At 57.7% G+C, this 16,956-nt stretch carries 18 protein-coding genes; 9 read left to right on the top strand and 9 right to left on the bottom strand.

Annotation, left to right across the window (positions count from 1 at the left end):
- Positions 1–20 precede the first annotated feature (20 nt).
- Complete coding sequence (locus ACXYMP_RS01500) at positions 21–842, top strand: COG3904 family protein (protein WP_458903893.1); 822 nt, start codon at positions 21–23, stop codon at positions 840–842.
- 75 nt (positions 843–917) lie between these two features.
- Here ACXYMP_RS01500 and ACXYMP_RS01495 read toward each other — a convergent pair whose 3' ends face one another.
- From ACXYMP_RS01495 to ACXYMP_RS01485, 3 genes are all read right to left on the bottom strand, one after another.
- Positions 918–3,131 (bottom strand): NADP-dependent isocitrate dehydrogenase, encoded by a 2,214-nt coding sequence (locus ACXYMP_RS01495; RefSeq protein WP_458903891.1) that lies wholly within the window; start codon positions 3,129–3,131, stop codon positions 918–920.
- 136 nt (positions 3,132–3,267) lie between these two features.
- Entirely contained in the window at positions 3,268–4,020 is a 753-nt protein-coding gene (locus ACXYMP_RS01490) for a GNAT family N-acetyltransferase (RefSeq protein ID WP_458903889.1), read from the bottom strand.
- A gap of 67 nt (positions 4,021–4,087) precedes the next feature.
- The gene (locus tag ACXYMP_RS01485) at positions 4,088–5,107 is read right to left on the bottom strand and encodes an isocitrate/isopropylmalate dehydrogenase family protein (protein WP_458903887.1); all 1,020 of its coding nucleotides are present in this window, start codon (positions 5,105–5,107) and stop codon (positions 4,088–4,090) included.
- A 176-nt stretch (positions 5,108–5,283) separates the two neighbouring features.
- Here ACXYMP_RS01485 and ACXYMP_RS01480 point away from each other — a divergent pair, with 176 nt between their 5' ends.
- Positions 5,284–6,171, top strand: coding sequence for a ribokinase (locus tag ACXYMP_RS01480; RefSeq protein WP_458903885.1), 888 nt, complete (start codon positions 5,284–5,286; stop codon positions 6,169–6,171).
- Here the strand turns inward: ACXYMP_RS01480 and ACXYMP_RS01475 are convergent.
- From ACXYMP_RS01475 to ACXYMP_RS01465, 3 genes are all read right to left on the bottom strand, one after another.
- Complete coding sequence (locus ACXYMP_RS01475; RefSeq protein WP_458903883.1) at positions 6,168–6,455, bottom strand: SCP2 sterol-binding domain-containing protein; 288 nt, start codon at positions 6,453–6,455, stop codon at positions 6,168–6,170. The genes ACXYMP_RS01480 and ACXYMP_RS01475 overlap by 4 nt on opposite strands.
- Before the next feature lie 74 nt (positions 6,456–6,529).
- A complete protein-coding gene (locus tag ACXYMP_RS01470) occupies positions 6,530–6,934 on the bottom strand; it encodes a DUF1810 domain-containing protein (protein ID WP_298567560.1) in 405 nt (134 codons plus the stop codon).
- 32 nt (positions 6,935–6,966) lie between these two features.
- Positions 6,967–8,193 (bottom strand): argininosuccinate synthase, encoded by a 1,227-nt coding sequence (locus tag ACXYMP_RS01465; protein WP_298566877.1) that lies wholly within the window; start codon positions 8,191–8,193, stop codon positions 6,967–6,969.
- Between the two features lie 140 nt (positions 8,194–8,333).
- On the opposite strand from ACXYMP_RS01465, the gene ilvA reads away from it, so the two are divergent.
- Positions 8,334–9,581 carry a threonine ammonia-lyase IlvA gene (ilvA, locus tag ACXYMP_RS01460; RefSeq protein WP_458903881.1) on the top strand — a complete coding sequence of 416 codons (1,248 nt, stop codon included), beginning with the start codon at positions 8,334–8,336 and terminating at the stop codon, positions 9,579–9,581.
- On the opposite strand, the gene ACXYMP_RS01455 is transcribed toward ilvA, so the two are convergent.
- Positions 9,578–9,892, bottom strand: coding sequence for an Hpt domain-containing protein (locus ACXYMP_RS01455; protein WP_298566875.1), 315 nt, complete (start codon positions 9,890–9,892; stop codon positions 9,578–9,580). The two genes, ilvA and ACXYMP_RS01455, sit on opposite strands and share 4 nt — an antisense overlap.
- 149 nt (positions 9,893–10,041) lie before the next feature.
- On the opposite strand from ACXYMP_RS01455, the gene ACXYMP_RS01450 reads away from it, so the two are divergent.
- Positions 10,042–11,340, top strand: coding sequence for a PP2C family protein-serine/threonine phosphatase (locus tag ACXYMP_RS01450; RefSeq protein WP_458903878.1), 1,299 nt, complete (start codon positions 10,042–10,044; stop codon positions 11,338–11,340).
- On the opposite strand, the gene ACXYMP_RS01445 is transcribed toward ACXYMP_RS01450, so the two are convergent.
- Positions 11,319–11,765, bottom strand: coding sequence for an NUDIX hydrolase (locus ACXYMP_RS01445; protein WP_458903876.1), 447 nt, complete (start codon positions 11,763–11,765; stop codon positions 11,319–11,321). The two genes, ACXYMP_RS01450 and ACXYMP_RS01445, sit on opposite strands and share 22 nt — an antisense overlap.
- 69 nt (positions 11,766–11,834) lie before the next feature.
- On the opposite strand from ACXYMP_RS01445, the gene hslO reads away from it, so the two are divergent.
- The 5 genes from hslO to ACXYMP_RS01420 all read left to right on the top strand — a co-directional run bounded on the left by hslO (position 11,835) and on the right by ACXYMP_RS01420 (position 16,393).
- Positions 11,835–12,836, top strand: coding sequence for an Hsp33 family molecular chaperone HslO (hslO, locus tag ACXYMP_RS01440; protein WP_298566871.1), 1,002 nt, complete (start codon positions 11,835–11,837; stop codon positions 12,834–12,836).
- Complete coding sequence (locus tag ACXYMP_RS01435; RefSeq protein ID WP_458903874.1) at positions 12,805–13,422, top strand: CoA pyrophosphatase; 618 nt, start codon at positions 12,805–12,807, stop codon at positions 13,420–13,422. Before hslO ends, ACXYMP_RS01435 begins: the two co-directional genes overlap by 32 nt.
- Positions 13,422–14,567, top strand: coding sequence for a CCA tRNA nucleotidyltransferase (locus tag ACXYMP_RS01430; RefSeq protein ID WP_458903872.1), 1,146 nt, complete (start codon positions 13,422–13,424; stop codon positions 14,565–14,567). The genes ACXYMP_RS01435 and ACXYMP_RS01430 overlap by 1 nt, the downstream gene beginning before the upstream one ends.
- Positions 14,564–15,799, top strand: coding sequence for a class I SAM-dependent RNA methyltransferase (locus tag ACXYMP_RS01425; RefSeq protein ID WP_458903870.1), 1,236 nt, complete (start codon positions 14,564–14,566; stop codon positions 15,797–15,799). Before ACXYMP_RS01430 ends, ACXYMP_RS01425 begins: the two co-directional genes overlap by 4 nt.
- A gap of 99 nt (positions 15,800–15,898) precedes the next feature.
- A complete protein-coding gene (locus tag ACXYMP_RS01420; RefSeq protein ID WP_298566866.1) occupies positions 15,899–16,393 on the top strand; it encodes a L,D-transpeptidase family protein in 495 nt (164 codons plus the stop codon).
- Positions 16,394–16,414: 21 nt separating this feature from the next.
- Here ACXYMP_RS01420 and dalA read toward each other — a convergent pair whose 3' ends face one another.
- The gene (dalA, locus tag ACXYMP_RS01415; RefSeq protein WP_298566865.1) at positions 16,415–16,909 is read right to left on the bottom strand and encodes a divisome-associated lipoprotein DalA; all 495 of its coding nucleotides are present in this window, start codon (positions 16,907–16,909) and stop codon (positions 16,415–16,417) included.
- Positions 16,910–16,956: the final 47 nt, after the last annotated feature.

The following is a 16,956-nucleotide window of genomic DNA, read 5'->3' as shown; positions in this document are numbered from 1 at the left end:
ATTGGCGCGGGGAACATCCCTTGGCTCGGTCGTTTTGGCTGAATGGGGTTGCGCTGCGGCTGTTGGTCTATTTTGCGTTGGTTATTCTGACGCAGGCCCAACCGTTGCCGGCGCCAATCTTTCTGGTTGCCGTTGTTCTGGATGCGCTGATTTTCATCTGGCAAGCCACGGGGTATTTCAGGGCGGCCGAACACAACCTTTCTGGCACTGGGTCACTGTTGCCGCTTTGGGGCGGGATGATCGCCTTGATCATTGCTGTTTTTATCATGTTTGCGCAGTGGTGGGGTCTTGTTTTGGCAGCAAATCCCGCGCCAGAAGAAGAGCACCATTTTGCCAAGCTGGAGCGATACCGTGCCGCACAATACGCGCTGAATGTCTCGGATGATGGCAACACCATCCTGATTAGCGGAACCATCACGCACGGCGTGACCAAGAAGCTTCGCGAGCTTCTGGAGGTGACGCCTGACGTAATCACGGTTCATTTGGAAAGCGAAGGCGGGAATATATTCGAGGCACGTGGGCTGGCAGGCCTAATCAGGCAAAAAGGGCTTTCCACACATGTGGCGCAAATCTGCGCTTCCGCATGCACGACGGTGTTTATGGCCGGGGATCGGCGGTCGGCGGATGCGGGCGCAAGGCTTGGGTTTCACGGCTACGCGCTGCACGATGCGGCGCAACTGCCTCGGTTTGACATCGAAGCTGAACAGGACCGCGACCGAGAGTTTTTCAGAAACCAAGGCGCGTCAGAGCCTTTCCTGACGCGTATGTTCCAGACTGCCAGCCCGTCCATCTGGTTTCCCGATCACGCCACATTGCGAAATTCTGGCGTCTTGCGGGACTAGTTTCTGCGCAGACAGAGAAAGAAAAACGCCCCACCGAATTCACGGTAGGGCGTTCAGGTTTGGATCGGATAGTCTTTAGCCGATGATGGCGTTCAGCGTCGCGCTGGGCCGCATCACTTTCGCCTTCTTCTCGACGCTCGGATGGTAATAACCCCCGATGTCAGCTGCTGGCCCTTGGACGGCTGCGATTTCAGCCAAGATGGCACTTTCACCATCGGCCAGAGCTTTCGCCACGGGTGCAAACTCTGCCGCAATCTCGGCGTCGTCGGTTTGCGCGGCTAATGCTTCGGCCCAGTAACGGGCGAACCAATAGTGGCTGTCGCGGTTGTCCGGCTCGCCCACTTTGCGCGAGGGCGAGCGGTTGTTGTCCAGAATACCCTGCGTGGCATCTTCGGCCGCCCGACCCAGAACGCCCGCTTTGGCGTTGCCCTTCGCGTCGGCCAGGAAGTTCAGGCTTTCACCCAGCGCACAGAACTCACCCATCGAATCCCAGCGCAGGTGGTTTTCTTCAACCAACTGCTGAACGTGCTTGGGGGCAGAGCCACCGGCACCGGTTTCAAACAGCCCGCCGCCCTGCATCAGCTTCACGATCGACAGCATCTTGGCCGAGGTGCCAAGCTCAAGGATTGGGAACAGGTCGGTCAGATAGTCGCGCAGCACGTTGCCGGTGATGGCAATCGAATCCTTGCCCGCGGTGATGGTTTCCAGCGACTGGCGGGTCGCTTCGCGCGGCGCCATGATCTGGAACTTGTCCGCCACACCGGCTTTTTCAAGCGCTGGCTTCACATATTTGATCAGCTCGGCGTCATGGGCGCGGTTCGCGTCCAGCCAGAAGATCGCTTCGGACCCGGTCAGGCGCTGACGATCCATCGCAAGCTCGATCCAGTTTTCAATCGGAGCCTTCTTCACGGTGCAAGCGCGCCAGATGTCACCGGCTTCGACATCGTGCGAATGCAGCGTATCGCCGTTTGCCAATACGATGCGGATGGTGCCATCGGCAGGCGCCTCGAACGTGGTGGGGTGCGAGCCATATTCTTCGGCTTTCTGCGCCATTAGACCCACATTTGCCACGGCCCCTGCAGTGGTTACGTCCAGCTTGCCGTTCTGTTTGAAGAAGTTGATCGTCTCGTCATAGACGGTCGCGTAGCAACGGTCGGGGATCACGCAATTGGTGTCGCCTTTCTTGCCAGCGGCGTCCCAACCCTTGCCGCCCGCGCGGATCACGGCGGGCATCGAGGCGTCGATGATCACGTCCGACGGCACATGCAGGTTGGTGATGCCCTTGTCCGAGTCGACCATATACATGGCGGGACGGTCAGCGGTCAGAGCTTCAATGGCGGACATAATCTCGGCGTCGCCTTCGACACGTTCCAGCAGGTCGCCCATGCCGGAGTTCGGGTTCACGCCCAACGCTTCCAGCTTGTCGCCAAACTTGTCGAACACGGGCGCGAGCCATGCTTTCACGGCGTGACCAAAGATGATTGGATCCGACACCTTCATCATCGTCGCTTTCATGTGAAGCGAGAACATGGTGCCGTCTTTCTTGGTGTCTTCAATGGCGTCTGCCAGGAAAGCACCCAGCGCGCGAGCCGACATAAAGGTCGCATCCGCGATGGTGCCTTCGTCCAGCGTCCAGCCGTCTTTCAGAACGGTGACGCTACCGTCTTTGGCAACAAATTCGATCTTCGCATCGCCCGCTTGCGCGGCGGTGATCGTTGCCGACTTCTCATTCGCGTAGAAGTCATTGTCGGGCATCGACGAAACCTTGGTCTTGCTGTCCGACGACCATTCACCCATTGAATGCGGGTTCTTTTGGGCGAAGTTCTTCACGGCCTTGGCCGCGCGACGGTCCGAGTTGCCCTCACGTAGAACCGGGTTCACCGCCGACCCTTTGATGGCGTCATAGCGCGCGCGGATGGCCCTTTCTTCGTCTGTCTTGGGTTCTTCAGGATAGTCGGGCAGCTTGTAGCCCTGCGCCTGAAGTTCTTCCACCGCGGCCACAAGTTGCGGCACCGAGGCCGAGATGTTGGGCAGCTTGATAACATTCGCGTCGGGCGTTTTCACCAGGTTGCCAAGTTCGGCCAAATCGTCGGATTGGCGTTGCTCTGCCGTCAGGTTCTCCGGGAAAGTCGAGATGATGCGCGCCGCAAGCGAGATATCTTTGGTGCCGACGGTCACACCAGCGGCAGAAGCGAAGCGCTTGATGATCGGCAGGAACGAGGCGCTGGCCAGCTCGGGCGCTTCGTCTACAATGGTATACAGAATGTCGGGTTGTGATGTATCAGTCATGTCAGGACACCTCTTTTTTGCGGAGAGCTTCACCTCGGGGTCAATGCCCGGACGGTGAAAGGTGAGAATTCCACACCCACATACACAAGATTGCCGCGAAAAAAAAGGGACTTGCGGACGCAGGGGCCGATTTCAGCTATGATAACGCAAGCAGTGGCAATATCTGCTTCTTCAAAAGGTAGTGGCTGGCAATCTCGCGCCCATCATGGACGATTGAAAAGACACCATAGGGGTTGGGAACGGACTGCCGAAGCTGCTTTGCGGATGTGACTTCGATCGCGTGGAAGGGAATGCCCGCCTCGTCTGCCGCGTCTTTTGCGTTGCTGACCGCGTCTTCCAGATACGGGCACTGCGCGCTGTGGAACACCGTTAGGCCGGGACCGCAGGCCTTGGCCTTTTCTGCCGCCCTGCCAACAATAGATGGGGTGGGGCCTTTCTTGAACGACTTCAAGACAAGGTCGAAATTCGGGTCGGCTTGATCGACCGACAGGTAACCCCGCGGCGTCAGAAGTTTCTTGTCGACCAACCAGTTGCCGGATCGAGTCAGCGCGGTCACGCCGAGAAAGCCGTTGTCACGGGCCCAGTTTTCGACTTCGTCCAGCAGCAATTGTGCGTGACCTTGACCCCGGCTTTTACCGACGACCCAGATACAGTGGATGGCGACCAGACCCTTCGCGTTTTCAATCCCGCGCCAAGCGAATTCGGCCGGGATAAATTCGACAAATCCGCGTTCGCCGTCGCCCAGCAGCCGCAGCTGCAAGCCTTCGTCAAAGCGATCGGCGAGCCATGCGCGCTTCCGCTTCCACGCACTGGTCTTGCGCGCGCTCATCTTGCAGAAAAAGCCGTGTTGTTCGACGGTGTCGTTTGTGACGGTGATCAGTTCTGTCATGCGAGCCTCCTTGAGAAGCAAGCTCGCATGATTGATCTTGGCTGTCTTTGAGGCGCGTCAATCGCGCTTACAGACGGTCCATGATCGCTTCGGCGATCGACATTGTATTGCCGGTGCCGCCCAGATCAGGGGTGACGCGATCTTTGGCTTGAACAGTGTCTATCACAGCCTTTTTCAGGCGATCGGCATCGGCATTCAGGCCAACATGTTCCAACATCAGACCAGCGGCCATCAGAAAGGCGCAGGGGTTGGCTTTCTTCTGGCCGGCAATGTCGGGGGCCGATCCATGGACGGCCTCGAAGATTGCGGCGTCTTTGCCGATGTTCGCGCCGGGGGCCAGCCCCAGACCGCCGACCAGACCGGCAGCAAGGTCGGACAGGATGTCGCCAAACAGGTTGGTGGTGACGATCACATCAAACGCTTCGGGATACATGACCATCTGCATGGCGCAGGCATCAACGATGCGTTCATCAACCTCGACGCGCCCCTCGTATTCCTTCGCCACCTCGCGGGCTTCTTCCAGAAACATGCCGGACAGCAGCTTCAGGATGTTGGCCTTGTGCACGATCGACACCTTCTTGCGCCCATTTGCCACTGCGTAATCGAACGCCGCGCGGGTGATCCGGCGCGCTTCATCCTTGGTGTTGTAGCCGGTCGAGTAAACTTTGCCCTTCGGGTCGCCGTTATGCTCCATGTAGCCTTCGTCGGCGATGTAATAGCCTTCGAGGTTTTCACGGAAAATCACCATGTCAATGTTGTCATAGCGCCCATCAGTCTTGATCGTCTTGGTGGGGCGCACGTTGGCAAAAAGCTCAAACTCCTGCCGCAGTTGCAGGTTGATCGACTTGAAGCCACCGCCGACCGGCGTGGTCAGCGGGCCTTTCAGCGCCAGTTTGGTGCGACGGATGCTGTCAATGGTGGCTTGTGGAAGCGGGTCGCCGGTTGCGTCAATGCCAGCCATACCTGCCTGCTGAACATCCCATTCAAACGGGCTGCCCATATGGTCAAGGATGGCGGTCACGGCTTCGGTGATTTCGGGGCCGATACCGTCGCCGGGAATCAGGGTTGCTTGGATCTTGGTGGTCATGGTTGTCTCCAGGCTTTTGGTGCGCGTTACCGCTCATCTATACGGTATACCATGGAATACAAGAGGAATCTCAAATTCAGAAACCCGAATAAATCATAGGTCTTCGATGCAATAACCTAGCTTTCCCTTGAGATCGCTGTCCAGCGCAATAGGCTGTCCAAAAGCAGGAGGCCGCCGTGGCGATCTATAATCTGGGGTCGATCAACATCGACAATTTCTATGACGTCGATCACCTGCCGAGGCCGGGTGAAACGCTGGCGTCGAATGATCATCGTGTCGGTTTGGGCGGGAAGGGCGCAAACCAATCCATCGCGGCTGCGCTGGCTGGGGCAACAGTTCATCATATCGGCGCCGTCGGAGCGGAGGGAGCATGGTGCGTGGACCGGTTGGCCAAAGCTGGGGTCAAAACCGACAACGTGGCAGTGGTCAACACGCCCACAGGACACGCCAATATCTGCGTCGACGCAGCAGGTGAGAATATGATTGTCTTGTTCGCGGGGGCAAATGCGCAGATAACCGACGCGCAAGTCGCAGACGCTCTCAAGGATGCCGATGCGAATGATACTCTAATCATGCAGAATGAAACGGTTTTGACGTTGGAAGCCGCCACGCTGGCACGAAAGAAGGGCCTGTTTGTCGTCTACTCCGCCGCGCCCTTCGACGCATCGCGCGCGGCGCACATGTTGCCCGTGACCGACCTTCTTGTGGTGAATGAGGTCGAAGCCAAACAGCTTTCCAATGCGCTGGGCGTGGCGACGGACCAAATTGATGTGCCGAACCTGTTGATCACCAAAGGTGCGCAAGGTGCCGTGTGGCGGGTTGGTGCAAAGGGCCAGAAAACAGACGTCCCTGCTTTCAAGGTCGATCCGGTTGATACGACCGGCGCTGGTGATTGCTTTATCGGCTATGTCGCGGCCGGGCTGGATCAGGGGTTGGACATCCGCGACGCGATGCGGTTGGGCGCTGCTGCGTCCGCCATTCAGGTCACCCGCCACGGCACCGCAGACGCCATGCCAAATCGGGCTGAGGTTGATGCGTTTCTGACTGAAACAGGCTCTGACTAGCCCTTCAATAGCTGCCCCAGTCGCATTGCGACCGACACATCACCTGTGATCTTTATCTTGCCCATCATAACGGCGGTCATCGGGTTTAGCTTTCCGGTCAAAAGCTTTTTCAGGTTCTCGGTGGACAGGTGAAGCACGCAATCCGTCTCGCGATCCTGGGTGCTGACTTCGTTGTCGGCCAGCACGATAACGCCGTCCTTTCCGCAATCAAACTTGAGCGACCCGTCAAAGCCATTGCCAGCAAGCCCGGCCTGCATTCCCTGAACGATATTGGTAAGTGGCATGTCAATCCCTCCGCATCGCATTGCGATAAGACAAACAGGGTAAAGCGGCAAGATTGACCAAAGGGCCGGTGACGTCAGGTCCGGGACAGGGCGGCGACCGTGTGGGCACACGGGGTGCCGCCATAAAACACCTCTAGGACCTGCTGAAAGATCGGTGGGGCGTCATGCACGGCAGCAAAAATCGTCATGCTGGAGCGCAGCTTCTTGGCGTCAACTTCGCCCAGAATGTCCGCCGGGTCGGTGCCAGCGTGCTCAAGCAGCAGCGATGAGACCACAAGCAGGCGGCGCTTCAGCTCTTCATGATGCAGATAGGCCGTTGCTTCGTTCAAATCCTCAAGCCCGTAAAGCTGCGCCAGATCAGATCGGCCCAATTCAGCAAGCTGCGGGAAGACAAACCACATCCAATGGCTTGTCTTCTTTCCAGCCTGAAGTTCGTTCAGGACATCGTGCCATACGGTATCCTGAGCTTCGATGAACATGTCCAGTTCATCATCGGTATCGTCGTCGAAAGTCACTTTGCAACGCGCTTGTTGCGCATCGCGATCAGCTTCAGACGCAGGGCATTCAGCTGGATGAAGCCAGCCGCGTCGGTCTGATCATAAGCGCCCATGTCTTCTTCGAACGTCACGTGTTCTTCTGAATACAGCGAATGATCGGACCAACGCCCCACAACGCGGGCAAGCCCTTTGTAAAGCTTCATGCGAACCGTACCGGTCACGTGGTCCTGGCTGGCGTCGATGGCGGCTTGCAACATCTCGCGTTCGGGGCTGAACCAGTAGCCGTTGTAAATCAGCTCGGCGTATTTCGGCATCAGCTCGTCTTTCAGGTGCATCGCGCCACGATCCATGGTGATCGACTCGATCCCGCGATGCGCGTCCAGCAGAATGGTGCCGCCGGGCGTTTCGTAGATGCCGCGCGATTTCATCCCGACATAGCGACCTTCGACCAGATCAAGACGACCAATGCCGTGCTTGTGGCCGTATTCGTTCAGCACAGTCAGGATCGTCGCGGGGGACATGTCGACACCGTTGACCGACACCGCGTCGCCTTTTTCAAAACCGACCTCGATAAACTCGGGCGTATCAGGCGCGTCTTCGGGATTAACCGTGCGTTGGTACACGTAATCGGGCGCGTCTTCGGCCGGATCTTCCAGGGATTTGCCCTCGGACGAGGTGTGTAGAAGGTTCGCATCGACCGAGAACGGCGCCTCGCCACGCTTGTCTTTTGCGACCGGTATCTGGTGTTGCTCGGCGAACTCAATCAAGCGTGTCCGCGAGCCCAGATCCCACTTTCGCCAAGGCGCGATCACCTGAATTTCCGGGTTCAGCGCATAGCAGGCCAGTTCAAACCGAACCTGATCGTTGCCTTTGCCGGTCGCGCCGTGGCTGACCGCATCCGCGCCGTGTTCTTCGGCAATCTCAACCAATCGCTTCGAGATCAGCGGCCGCGCGATTGAAGTGCCCAGCAGATAGAGCCCTTCGTATTGTGCATTGGCGCGGAACATCGGGAACACATAGTCGCGCACGAATTCCTCGCGCAGGTCTTCGATGTGGATGTTTTCGGGCTTGATGCCCAGCATCTCGGCCTTCTTGCGGGCGGGTTCCAGTTCTTCACCCTGACCCAGGTCAGCGGTAAAGGTAATCACTTCGCAACCATACTCGGTTTGCAGCCATTTCAGGATGATCGAGGTATCAAGGCCGCCGGAATAGGCCAGAACAACTTTCTTGGGCGCAGACATCGTTTTCTCCTACGTGGGGTCCGCGCGCAGTTACCTGTTTTTCTTGGGAAGAGCAAGGTCACTTGACGCCAAACCCGCGTTCTTTGCGGGCCGGGTTGGCAGGGCTTGAACTGCATCCGGTTTCGCGCAAATGCTAGGGGATGAGCGATTTCGTCGACAAGGCCCACAGTGCCGAACATCATATGCGCGCGGTGTTTCCCGCGACGCCGTTGCAGCGCAATGATCATCTGTCCGCCAGATATGGTGCTGACGTCTGGCTGAAACGGGAAGACCTGAGCCCGGTGCGCAGCTACAAGATACGGGGTGCCCTGAATGCCATGACCAAGGCTTTGGCACGTGATCCGAAGCTGAAGGTGTTCGTATGCGCGTCGGCTGGAAATCACGCGCAAGGCGTGGCTTTCGTCTGCCGCCATCTTGGGGTTAAGGGCGTGATTTTCATGCCGGTGACAACGCCGCAGCAAAAGATCGCGAAGACGCGCACCTTCGGCGGGGAAACCATCGAAATCCGTCTTGTTGGGGACTATTTTGACGACACGCTGATCGAGGCGCAGGCCTTTTGCAAAGAGGCAGGCGGCCATTTTCTGTCGCCCTTTGACGACCTTGATGTCATTGAAGGTCAGGCGAGTGTCGCCGCCGAAATCATGGAACAGCTTGGTCGCACGCCGGACGTGGTTGTTTTGCCCGTGGGCGGCGGTGGTTTGGCCGCAGGGACCACGCGGTATTTTGCCGCTGTCGGGCCCAAGACCGATCTGCGATATATTGAACCCGCGGGCGGTGCCAGCCTTGCGGCGGCGCTTGATGCGGGTCACCCCGTCAAGCTGGACAAGGTCGACAACTTTGTTGATGGCGCGGCGGTGGCCCGAATTGGTGATCTGACATTCAGCACGCTAAAGTCGGTGCCAACGGACCATGTAATTGCGGTCCCGGAAGATCGCATTTGCACGACCATTCTAGAGATGCTGAACGTCGAAGGTGTCGTGCTTGAGCCGGCCGGCGCAATGTCTGTTGATGCGCTGCAAGATCTTCGCAAGGTGATACGGGGCAAGACCGTTGTTTGTGTGACTTCTGGCGGCAATTTCGATTTCGAACGCCTTCCCGAAGTGAAAGAGCGTAGCCAGCGACATTCAGGGCTGAAGAAGTATTTTCTGTTGCGCCTGCCACAACGGCCCGGTGCGCTGAAAGATTTCCTTCAGGTGCTTGGACCGGACGACAATATCGCTCGGTTCGAGTATCTCAAGAAAAGCGCGCGAAATTTCGGTTCGGTTCTGATTGGAATCGAAACGACACAGCCTGACAACTTTGACTCGCTTTTTCGACGGCTTGATGAGGGTGGGTTCGTGTATTCCGACATCACCGGCAACGAAACCATAGCCGAGTTTATCGTTTAGGCGCGCGCTACGAACTCCGCCTTCGACGCATCATAGGTTTTGAACAATGGGGCAAGCGGCACGGCTTCGAAATTGCCAGCGGCGGCTTCACGTTCACCCACCGCACATAGGGCCGTCAAAGCCTTGAAGCCCAAATTCAGAGCCGAGCTTTTCAGAAAATGCATGTCTTGTTCAAACAGCGCTGGTTTCGGATTGGCTTTTAGGCGGTCGATCACTTCTTCCACTTCTTCCAAAAACATCTCGGCCACGATGGCGAAGTCATCTTCGCCAATCTCATCTTTTAGTTCGGTAACGCGGTTCCAATCAATCATCAGCACCTCCGCAGTGACCCCTTCAGTATGGCGCGCGACAGTTAACAAGCCGTAAGGCGCGGCCGAAAGATAAGAATTTTAGCTTTAAAGACCTGTTAAAACCGGCCCGCTAATCACGGATGCATTGATACGGATATTCAGGAGCAGTCTTGAGCGCTGCAGCATCATATGTGACCGACACCGAAGTAACAGGCGCAGAGCCTGTTGGTGTAACTTTGCCCAACCCCGTCCGCCGGATTCTGGTTGTCGATGACAGCCGCGCGCAGCGCCGCATTCTGTCATCATCGCTTAGCCGCCAAGGCTATGAGGTGATCGAAGCGGCCACCGGCGATGAAGCCTTGGCGATCTGCCGCGAACAGGATCTTGATCTTATCCTTAGCGATTGGATGATGCCGGGGATGGATGGGCTTGAACTGTGCGAAGCGTTTCGTGCACTTCCGCGAGAAGGGTATGTTTATTTCATTCTGCTGACCTCGAAAACGGACAAGGGTGCGGTTGCACAGGGTTTGGATGTCGGGGCCGATGATTTTCTGGCCAAACCCGTAAACCCCGACGAATTGCGCGCACGAATCAACGCTGGCGGTCGAATTCTGTCGATGGAGCGTGAGCTTCATCAAACCAACCGGCTTGTCAGCTCGACGCTTGCGGAAATTCAAAGCCTTTATAACTCGCTTGACCGGGACCTGATCGAAGCGCGCAAAATGCAACAATCCTTGGTGCGCGAGAAATACAGGGACATGGGCACCGCCGAGGTATCGTTGCTTTTGAAACCCTGCGGTCATGTGGGTGGTGATCTTGTTGGCTTTTTCGAAGCCGGGCCAGACAAGCTGGCGTTTTATTCCATAGATGTCTCTGGCCACGGCATCGCGTCGGCGCTGCTGACGGCGCGATTGGCGTCTTATCTGTCCGATGGCTCGCCGGCACACAATATCGCTTTGGAGGCAAGTTTGGATGGCAGCTATACCAGCCGCCCGCCCGAATTGGTTGCGAAAGAGCTGAACGCCTTGCTGTTGAACGACATTCAATCCGAGCACTATTTCACGATGCTGTTGGGCTACATCGATTTGAAGACAGGCGCGGTCGACCTGTCTCAGTGCGGTCACCCGAATGCTGTCGTGCTGACCCAAGATGGCAACACGCGGTTCGTTGGCGATGGAGGTATGCCCATTGGTTTGATCGACGGTGCGACATTCCAATCGCAACGGCTTCAACTTGGACCCGGCGACCGTCTGCTGTTCTATTCAGACGGCTTCACAGAATGCGCAGACAGTCAGGGCCGGCTTCTGGACGAAGACGGGTTTTCCAAGCTCTTGGTGAAAAATCGTGACGCAACAAATGAAAACCTGTTCGATCTGCTTGTCTGGGACTTAGATGCTTATTCCGGCGGACAAGATCTGGGCGATGACCTGTCTTGCGTGATGGTAACCTATAAGCCCGACTGTGCGTAACGCGCGACGAAATGTTGATCGCCGTCATTGTGAAGGATTCGGCTGGCCGTGATGGAGCTTGTCCAAACGGCTTGATGATCCGGCTCGGTCGGGTCGCTGATCTGGCGCACGGGCAGAGCGTGATAGATATGGCAAATCTTCTCGGCCCATTTGTCATATTCCGGCATGTAAGTGAATTTTCGAAACGCCCCCAAACGACGCGGTTGGGCGATTTTCCAACCGGTTTCTTCCATCACTTCGCGATGGAGTGCTGCAAGGGGCGTCTCACCGGGGTCGATACCGCCACCGGGAAGCTGGAACTCGTTGAACGGGTCTGACTGAAACGTTAGCAAAAGCTCTGACCCGCGTGCGAGAATCGCATAGGCACCCGGTCGCAACACATAATCGCGGCCATTTACTCTTGGTGCTCCAAATCTGCGGATCATCTCTTTTCCCTTCGGTTGCCGCCACTACATAGACACGGTATGCCAAGCAGAACGCCGATAGGAAACCCCATGACCCTTGGACCTCAAATTGCCTGGGATGATACCATCCTGCCCTTCCAGTTGGACAACAGCGATGTCCGCGGCCGCTTGCTTCGCCTTGACGGCACGTTGGACACGATCTTGTCCCAGCATGATTATCCCCCGGCGATCGAAGCACTGGTGGCCGAGGCAGCGATGCTGACAGCCATGATTGGCCAAACGATCAAGTTGAAATGGAAGCTGTCTTTGCAAGTTCGCGGGGATGGTCCGGCCCGCTTGATCGCGACGGACTTCTACGCACCTGAAAAAGAGGGCGACCCAGCCACCATTCGCGCCTATGCAAGCTATGACAAGGAGCGGCTGATCCCCAATGGGCCGGGGTTCGAGCAGGTCGGCAAGGGCTATTTCGCAGTGCTGATCCACCAAGGCAGCGCCAACAAGCCTTATACGGGTATGACGCCTTTGGTTGGTAAATCGTTGTCAGATTGCGCGCAGGCATATTTTGCGCAGTCTGAACAGTTGCCGACCCGTTTTCAGTTGACCTTTGGCAAATCGACCTGGGCCGGGCAGCAGGAAAGCTGGCGCGCAGGCGGTATCATGTTGCAACATATGCCCAAAGCGTCCCCCCATGTGACGGGCGAAGGTGGCAGCGGCGAGGGCGGCGTGCTTTCGGCGAAAGATCTGTTGGCCGATGACGATGCCGAGAACTGGAACCGTGCAAACATATTGCTTGATTCGGTGGAAGAGCTGGAAATGGTAGGGCCGACAGTGCAGCCCACCAGCCTGCTTGTGCGTCTATTCCACGAAGAAGGTCCGCGCGTCTTCGACCCTCAGCAGGTCAGGTTTGGCTGCCCCTGCTCGGAGGAACGGGTGCGTGAAAGCCTCTCGATCTATTCGGCGCGCGATTTGGGGCACATGACCACCGAAGATGGTCGCGTCACAGCCGACTGCCAATTCTGCGGCGCGCATTACAATCTTGACCCCACAACCTTGGGCAAGGATGCAGAGGGCTCGGACGGTGACGGCGCCTGATGTGATCAACAAAATCAAGCACGCCCTTGCCAAACCCGGCGAGGGGAGCTCTGATTTTGATCTTCATCCGGATATTAAGCTTCCCGTAGGTCGCACGTTGCGACCCGCAGCGGTCTTGCTGCCATTGGTCTGTGCGCCTGATGGGCTTCGCCTTATCCTGACCAAGCGGTCGTCAGCGTTGAAACACCACCCAGGGCAAATCGCCTTTCCCGGTGGCAAGATCGACGCAGGGGATCGCGATGCAGCAGACGCCGCGCTGCGCGAGGCGCAAGAGGAAATTGGCCTGCCGCGCGATCATGTCGAGCTGATAGGCCAGATGCCACCCCATGAGACGGTCACTGGCTTTACCGTGACGCCACTCCTTGGGGTGATAAGGCGTGAATTCAGGATCGTAGCCGAAGCGGGCGAAGTCGACGAAGTCTTCGATGTGCCGTTCGAACATGTCACTAACCTTGCGCAATTCAGCCAACAGGGGCGTATTTGGCAGGGCCGGATGCGGATGTATGAAACGGTGCCGTTCGGGCCATACTACATCTGGGGCGCAACAGCGCGGATGTTGCGTGCGCTGGCGGAAAGGATGCAATGATGACCCGTGTCTCTGGCGATTGGATCAAGTCCCCGCCGGCGCAACGGCTCTGCAAGGTCTTGGAGCGCGCTGGGCACAAAGCCTTTTTCGTTGGCGGTTGTGTGCGAAACGACCTGCTGGGCGCGCCGATTTCAGATCTTGATCTAAGCACAGATGCCCGCCCTGATCGGATTATCCAGATCGCCAATGATGCGGGAATGCGCCCGGTTCCAACCGGAATTGACCACGGGACCGTTACTGTAATCGTTGCCGGAGAGCCTTTCGAGGTCACGACCTTCCGCAAAGACGTCGAAACAGATGGGCGCCGCGCCGTCGTCGCGTTTTCTGACCATATCGAAGACGACGCTCGCCGCCGCGATTTTACGATGAACGCGCTTTATGCCGCGTCGGACGGGTCTGTCATCGACCCGTTGGGCGGGCTTGCCGATCTGAAAGCGCGCCGTGTCCGGTTCATTGATGATGCCGAAGCACGCATCCGCGAAGACTACCTTCGGACGCTGCGCTTTTTCCGGTTTCAGGCGTGGTATGGCGACCCGTCAATGGGCATAGATCCCGAAGGACTGGCGGCCTGTGCGCAAAATTTGGCTGGGTTAGAGACACTTTCGCGTGAAAGGGTCGGGGCCGAAGTCACCAAATTGATGGCCGCACCAGACCCATCCCTGGCTGTCGCCGCGATGGCGCGATCCGGTGTGCTGGCGTCGGTCTTGCCCGGCGCAGATCCGAAGATGCTGCCCGTTCTGATCCACCTGGAAGGCGATTTCCCCCCCGACCCGATGCGCCGCCTGGCCCTGCTTGGAGGGGAGAGCGTTGCGGAAAGGTTGCGCCTGTCGAAACGCGACCAGAAACGCCTGCAACTGTTGCGCAGTGAGGTGGGCACCACCACCTTGCCGCAAGAATTGGCCTATCGCCACGGAACACGGGTGGCGCAAGATGTGGCTATCTTGCGGGCCGCTTTGTTCGAACACCCGATCGACCCCTCGGTTTGGGCACAGATCACAACGGGTGCACAGGCGACGTTTCCGGTAAAGCCTGCTGATCTTATGCCAAAGCTCACTGGCCCTGCGCTGGGCGAACGGCTTGGCCAGCTAGAAGCCAAATGGATCGCATCCGGCTTTGCCCTAAGTCGCGAGGACTTGTTGAAATGAGTGACAAACAAGGCGAAACCTTTCGGATTGAACGGTTGGGCCACTTGGGTGATGGAATTGCCCCCGGCCCCGTGTTCGCACCCCGCTGTTTACCCGGCGAGGTCATTCAGGGCGACGTTGTCGACGATCGGATCGACGCGCCGCGCATCGTGACGCCGTCTCCCGACCGGGTTAAGGCGCCCTGCCCTCACTACAACACCTGCGGTGGGTGTGCGCTGATGCATGCTTCGGATGGTTTCGTGGCGCAATGGAAGGCAAGCGTCGTGAAAACAGCGTTGGCAGCCCATGGTTTGACGCCGGAGTTTCGCGACATCCAAACCTCGCCGCCTCAATCGCGACGCCGTGCGGTTTTGTCTGCGCGACGCGGCAAGAAGGGCGCGATTGTCGGATTTCATACGCGGCGCTCGGACACGATAACGGCAATCGACAAATGCCTGCTTTTGCACCCGGATATCTTGGCTGGGCTTCCCGCGATTGCTGAGCTTTCGGTTCTGGGCGCATCCCGCAAGGGCGAGCTTTCGATCACCATCGTGCAGTCAGGCGTTGGGCTTGACGTTTCGGTTACCGGCGGCAAGCCGCTGGAACGCGCGCTTGAAACACAACTGGCAGAGGCGTTGCACCGGTTCGGATTTGCACGTCTGTCGTGGAATGGCGAAACCGTAGCGACCCAAGCACCGCCCGCTCAGTCGTTCGGACGCGCCGCTGTGGTGCCACCGCCAGGGTCGTTTCTGCAAGCGACTCGTGAAGGCGAAGCCGCTTTGCTGCAGGCTGTGCGCGAGATCGTCGATGGCGCGGCGCATGTTGTAGACCTTTTTGCTGGCTGCGGCACATTCACTTTGCCCTTGGCTGAACACGCAGACCTGCTTGCCGTCGAAGGCGACGGTTCGATGTTGGCTGCGCTAGAGGTAGCTTGGCGCAAAACGCAAGGGTTGCGAAAGGTCACGACCGAAACCAGGGACTTGTTTCGCAACCCTCTGTTTCCAGAGGACCTTTTAGCGTTCGACGCAGCTGTCATCGACCCGCCGCGCGCTGGGGCCGAAGCGCAGATTGCCCAGTTGGCGCAATCATCGGTGGCCAAGGTGGCGATGGTGTCTTGCAATGCCGTCAGCTTTGCCCGCGATGCACGCACCCTGATTGACGCCGGATATCGCCTGAATTGGGTTCAGGTGATCGACCAGTTCCGCTGGTCCCCCCATATCGAGCAAGTCGCAAGCTTCACAAAGATCCCGTGACCTGTGCAGTTCCGCCGAAGGCGACGAGAGCGTGAGAATGCGCTTGTCTTGCTGCCAGACTGTTCTACCATGATGCAAAAGAAGCAGTTGGGAACGTCCATGAGAGCCGTCCTGAAGATCGTAGCAGTCCTGTCCCTATTGGTCATCGCGTCATGCGGCCCGAAGCGATATCAGTATGATGGACCCGAGGTCACGCAGATCATCGTCAACAAAAGTGACCGCCGCTTGTTTCTGATGCACGGCAAAGAAGTTCTGAAAACCTATCGCATTGATCTGGGGTTTGAGCCGAATGGCGGCAAACGGTTCGAAGGTGACGGCAAAACGCCCGAAGGCCGCTACGTCATTGATCGGCGCAATCCGAAAAGCGCGTTCTATCTGTCAATCGGTGTTTCCTATCCGAACCGGCAGGATGCAGATCACGCGCGCACCAACGGCCGCAAGCCCGGGGGCGAGATCTATATCCACGGCGCCAGACGGCCGAAAGATCCCAAGGGCGCGGATTGGACAGCTGGCTGTATCTCGGTCAAGAACCATGAAATGCGCGAGATTTTCACGATGGTCCGCTTGGGCACCGTGATTGACATCAATCCCTAATGTGTCGTTGATCGGGTGGCGTCAGCCGCCCATCTCAAGCACCCACCAGATTTTGCCATTGCGTTCCTGCAACCACGAAAAGCCCATGTTTCGGGCGCGCGGGTCAAGGATGATCCGGCGTGTATCGGGCTTGTTCATCCAAGCCGAAAGAGTTTGCAGCTCAGTCTCGAACGTTTCGGAAATCGTTTCGCCAAGATAAACGCCGCTATAGCCCGCGCGTCTGGCGCGATCGATGGGGGACGAGCCATCAGATCCGAAATGCCACGGGCGGTTCTGAACCGACATATCGCGCGCATGCGTGGCCGCGGCAGCGTTCAGGCGCGAATCCAACTGAACCGGGGCGGCGCCTGCAGCCTGACGCAGGGAGTTGACCGAATCGAGCATCCGATATTGGATTTTCGATGTCTTTGCGGCCGAGATCTTGTAGATCTTGACGCCGCCACCCGTCCCCGGGCTTGTCGCCTCGCAGGCTGAAAGGGCCGTAACAGCAGCAATAGCAATCAAAAACGCGCGCATCTTAGTTTCCCTGCAAAAAAGCATTGTTTCCGGATCTCTCTATAGAG

The organism is Aliiroseovarius sp. CAU 1755 (assembly GCF_054482655.1).
The sequence above is the reverse complement of the archived record's forward strand: the minus strand, read 5'-3'. Positions and strand labels throughout refer to the sequence as shown.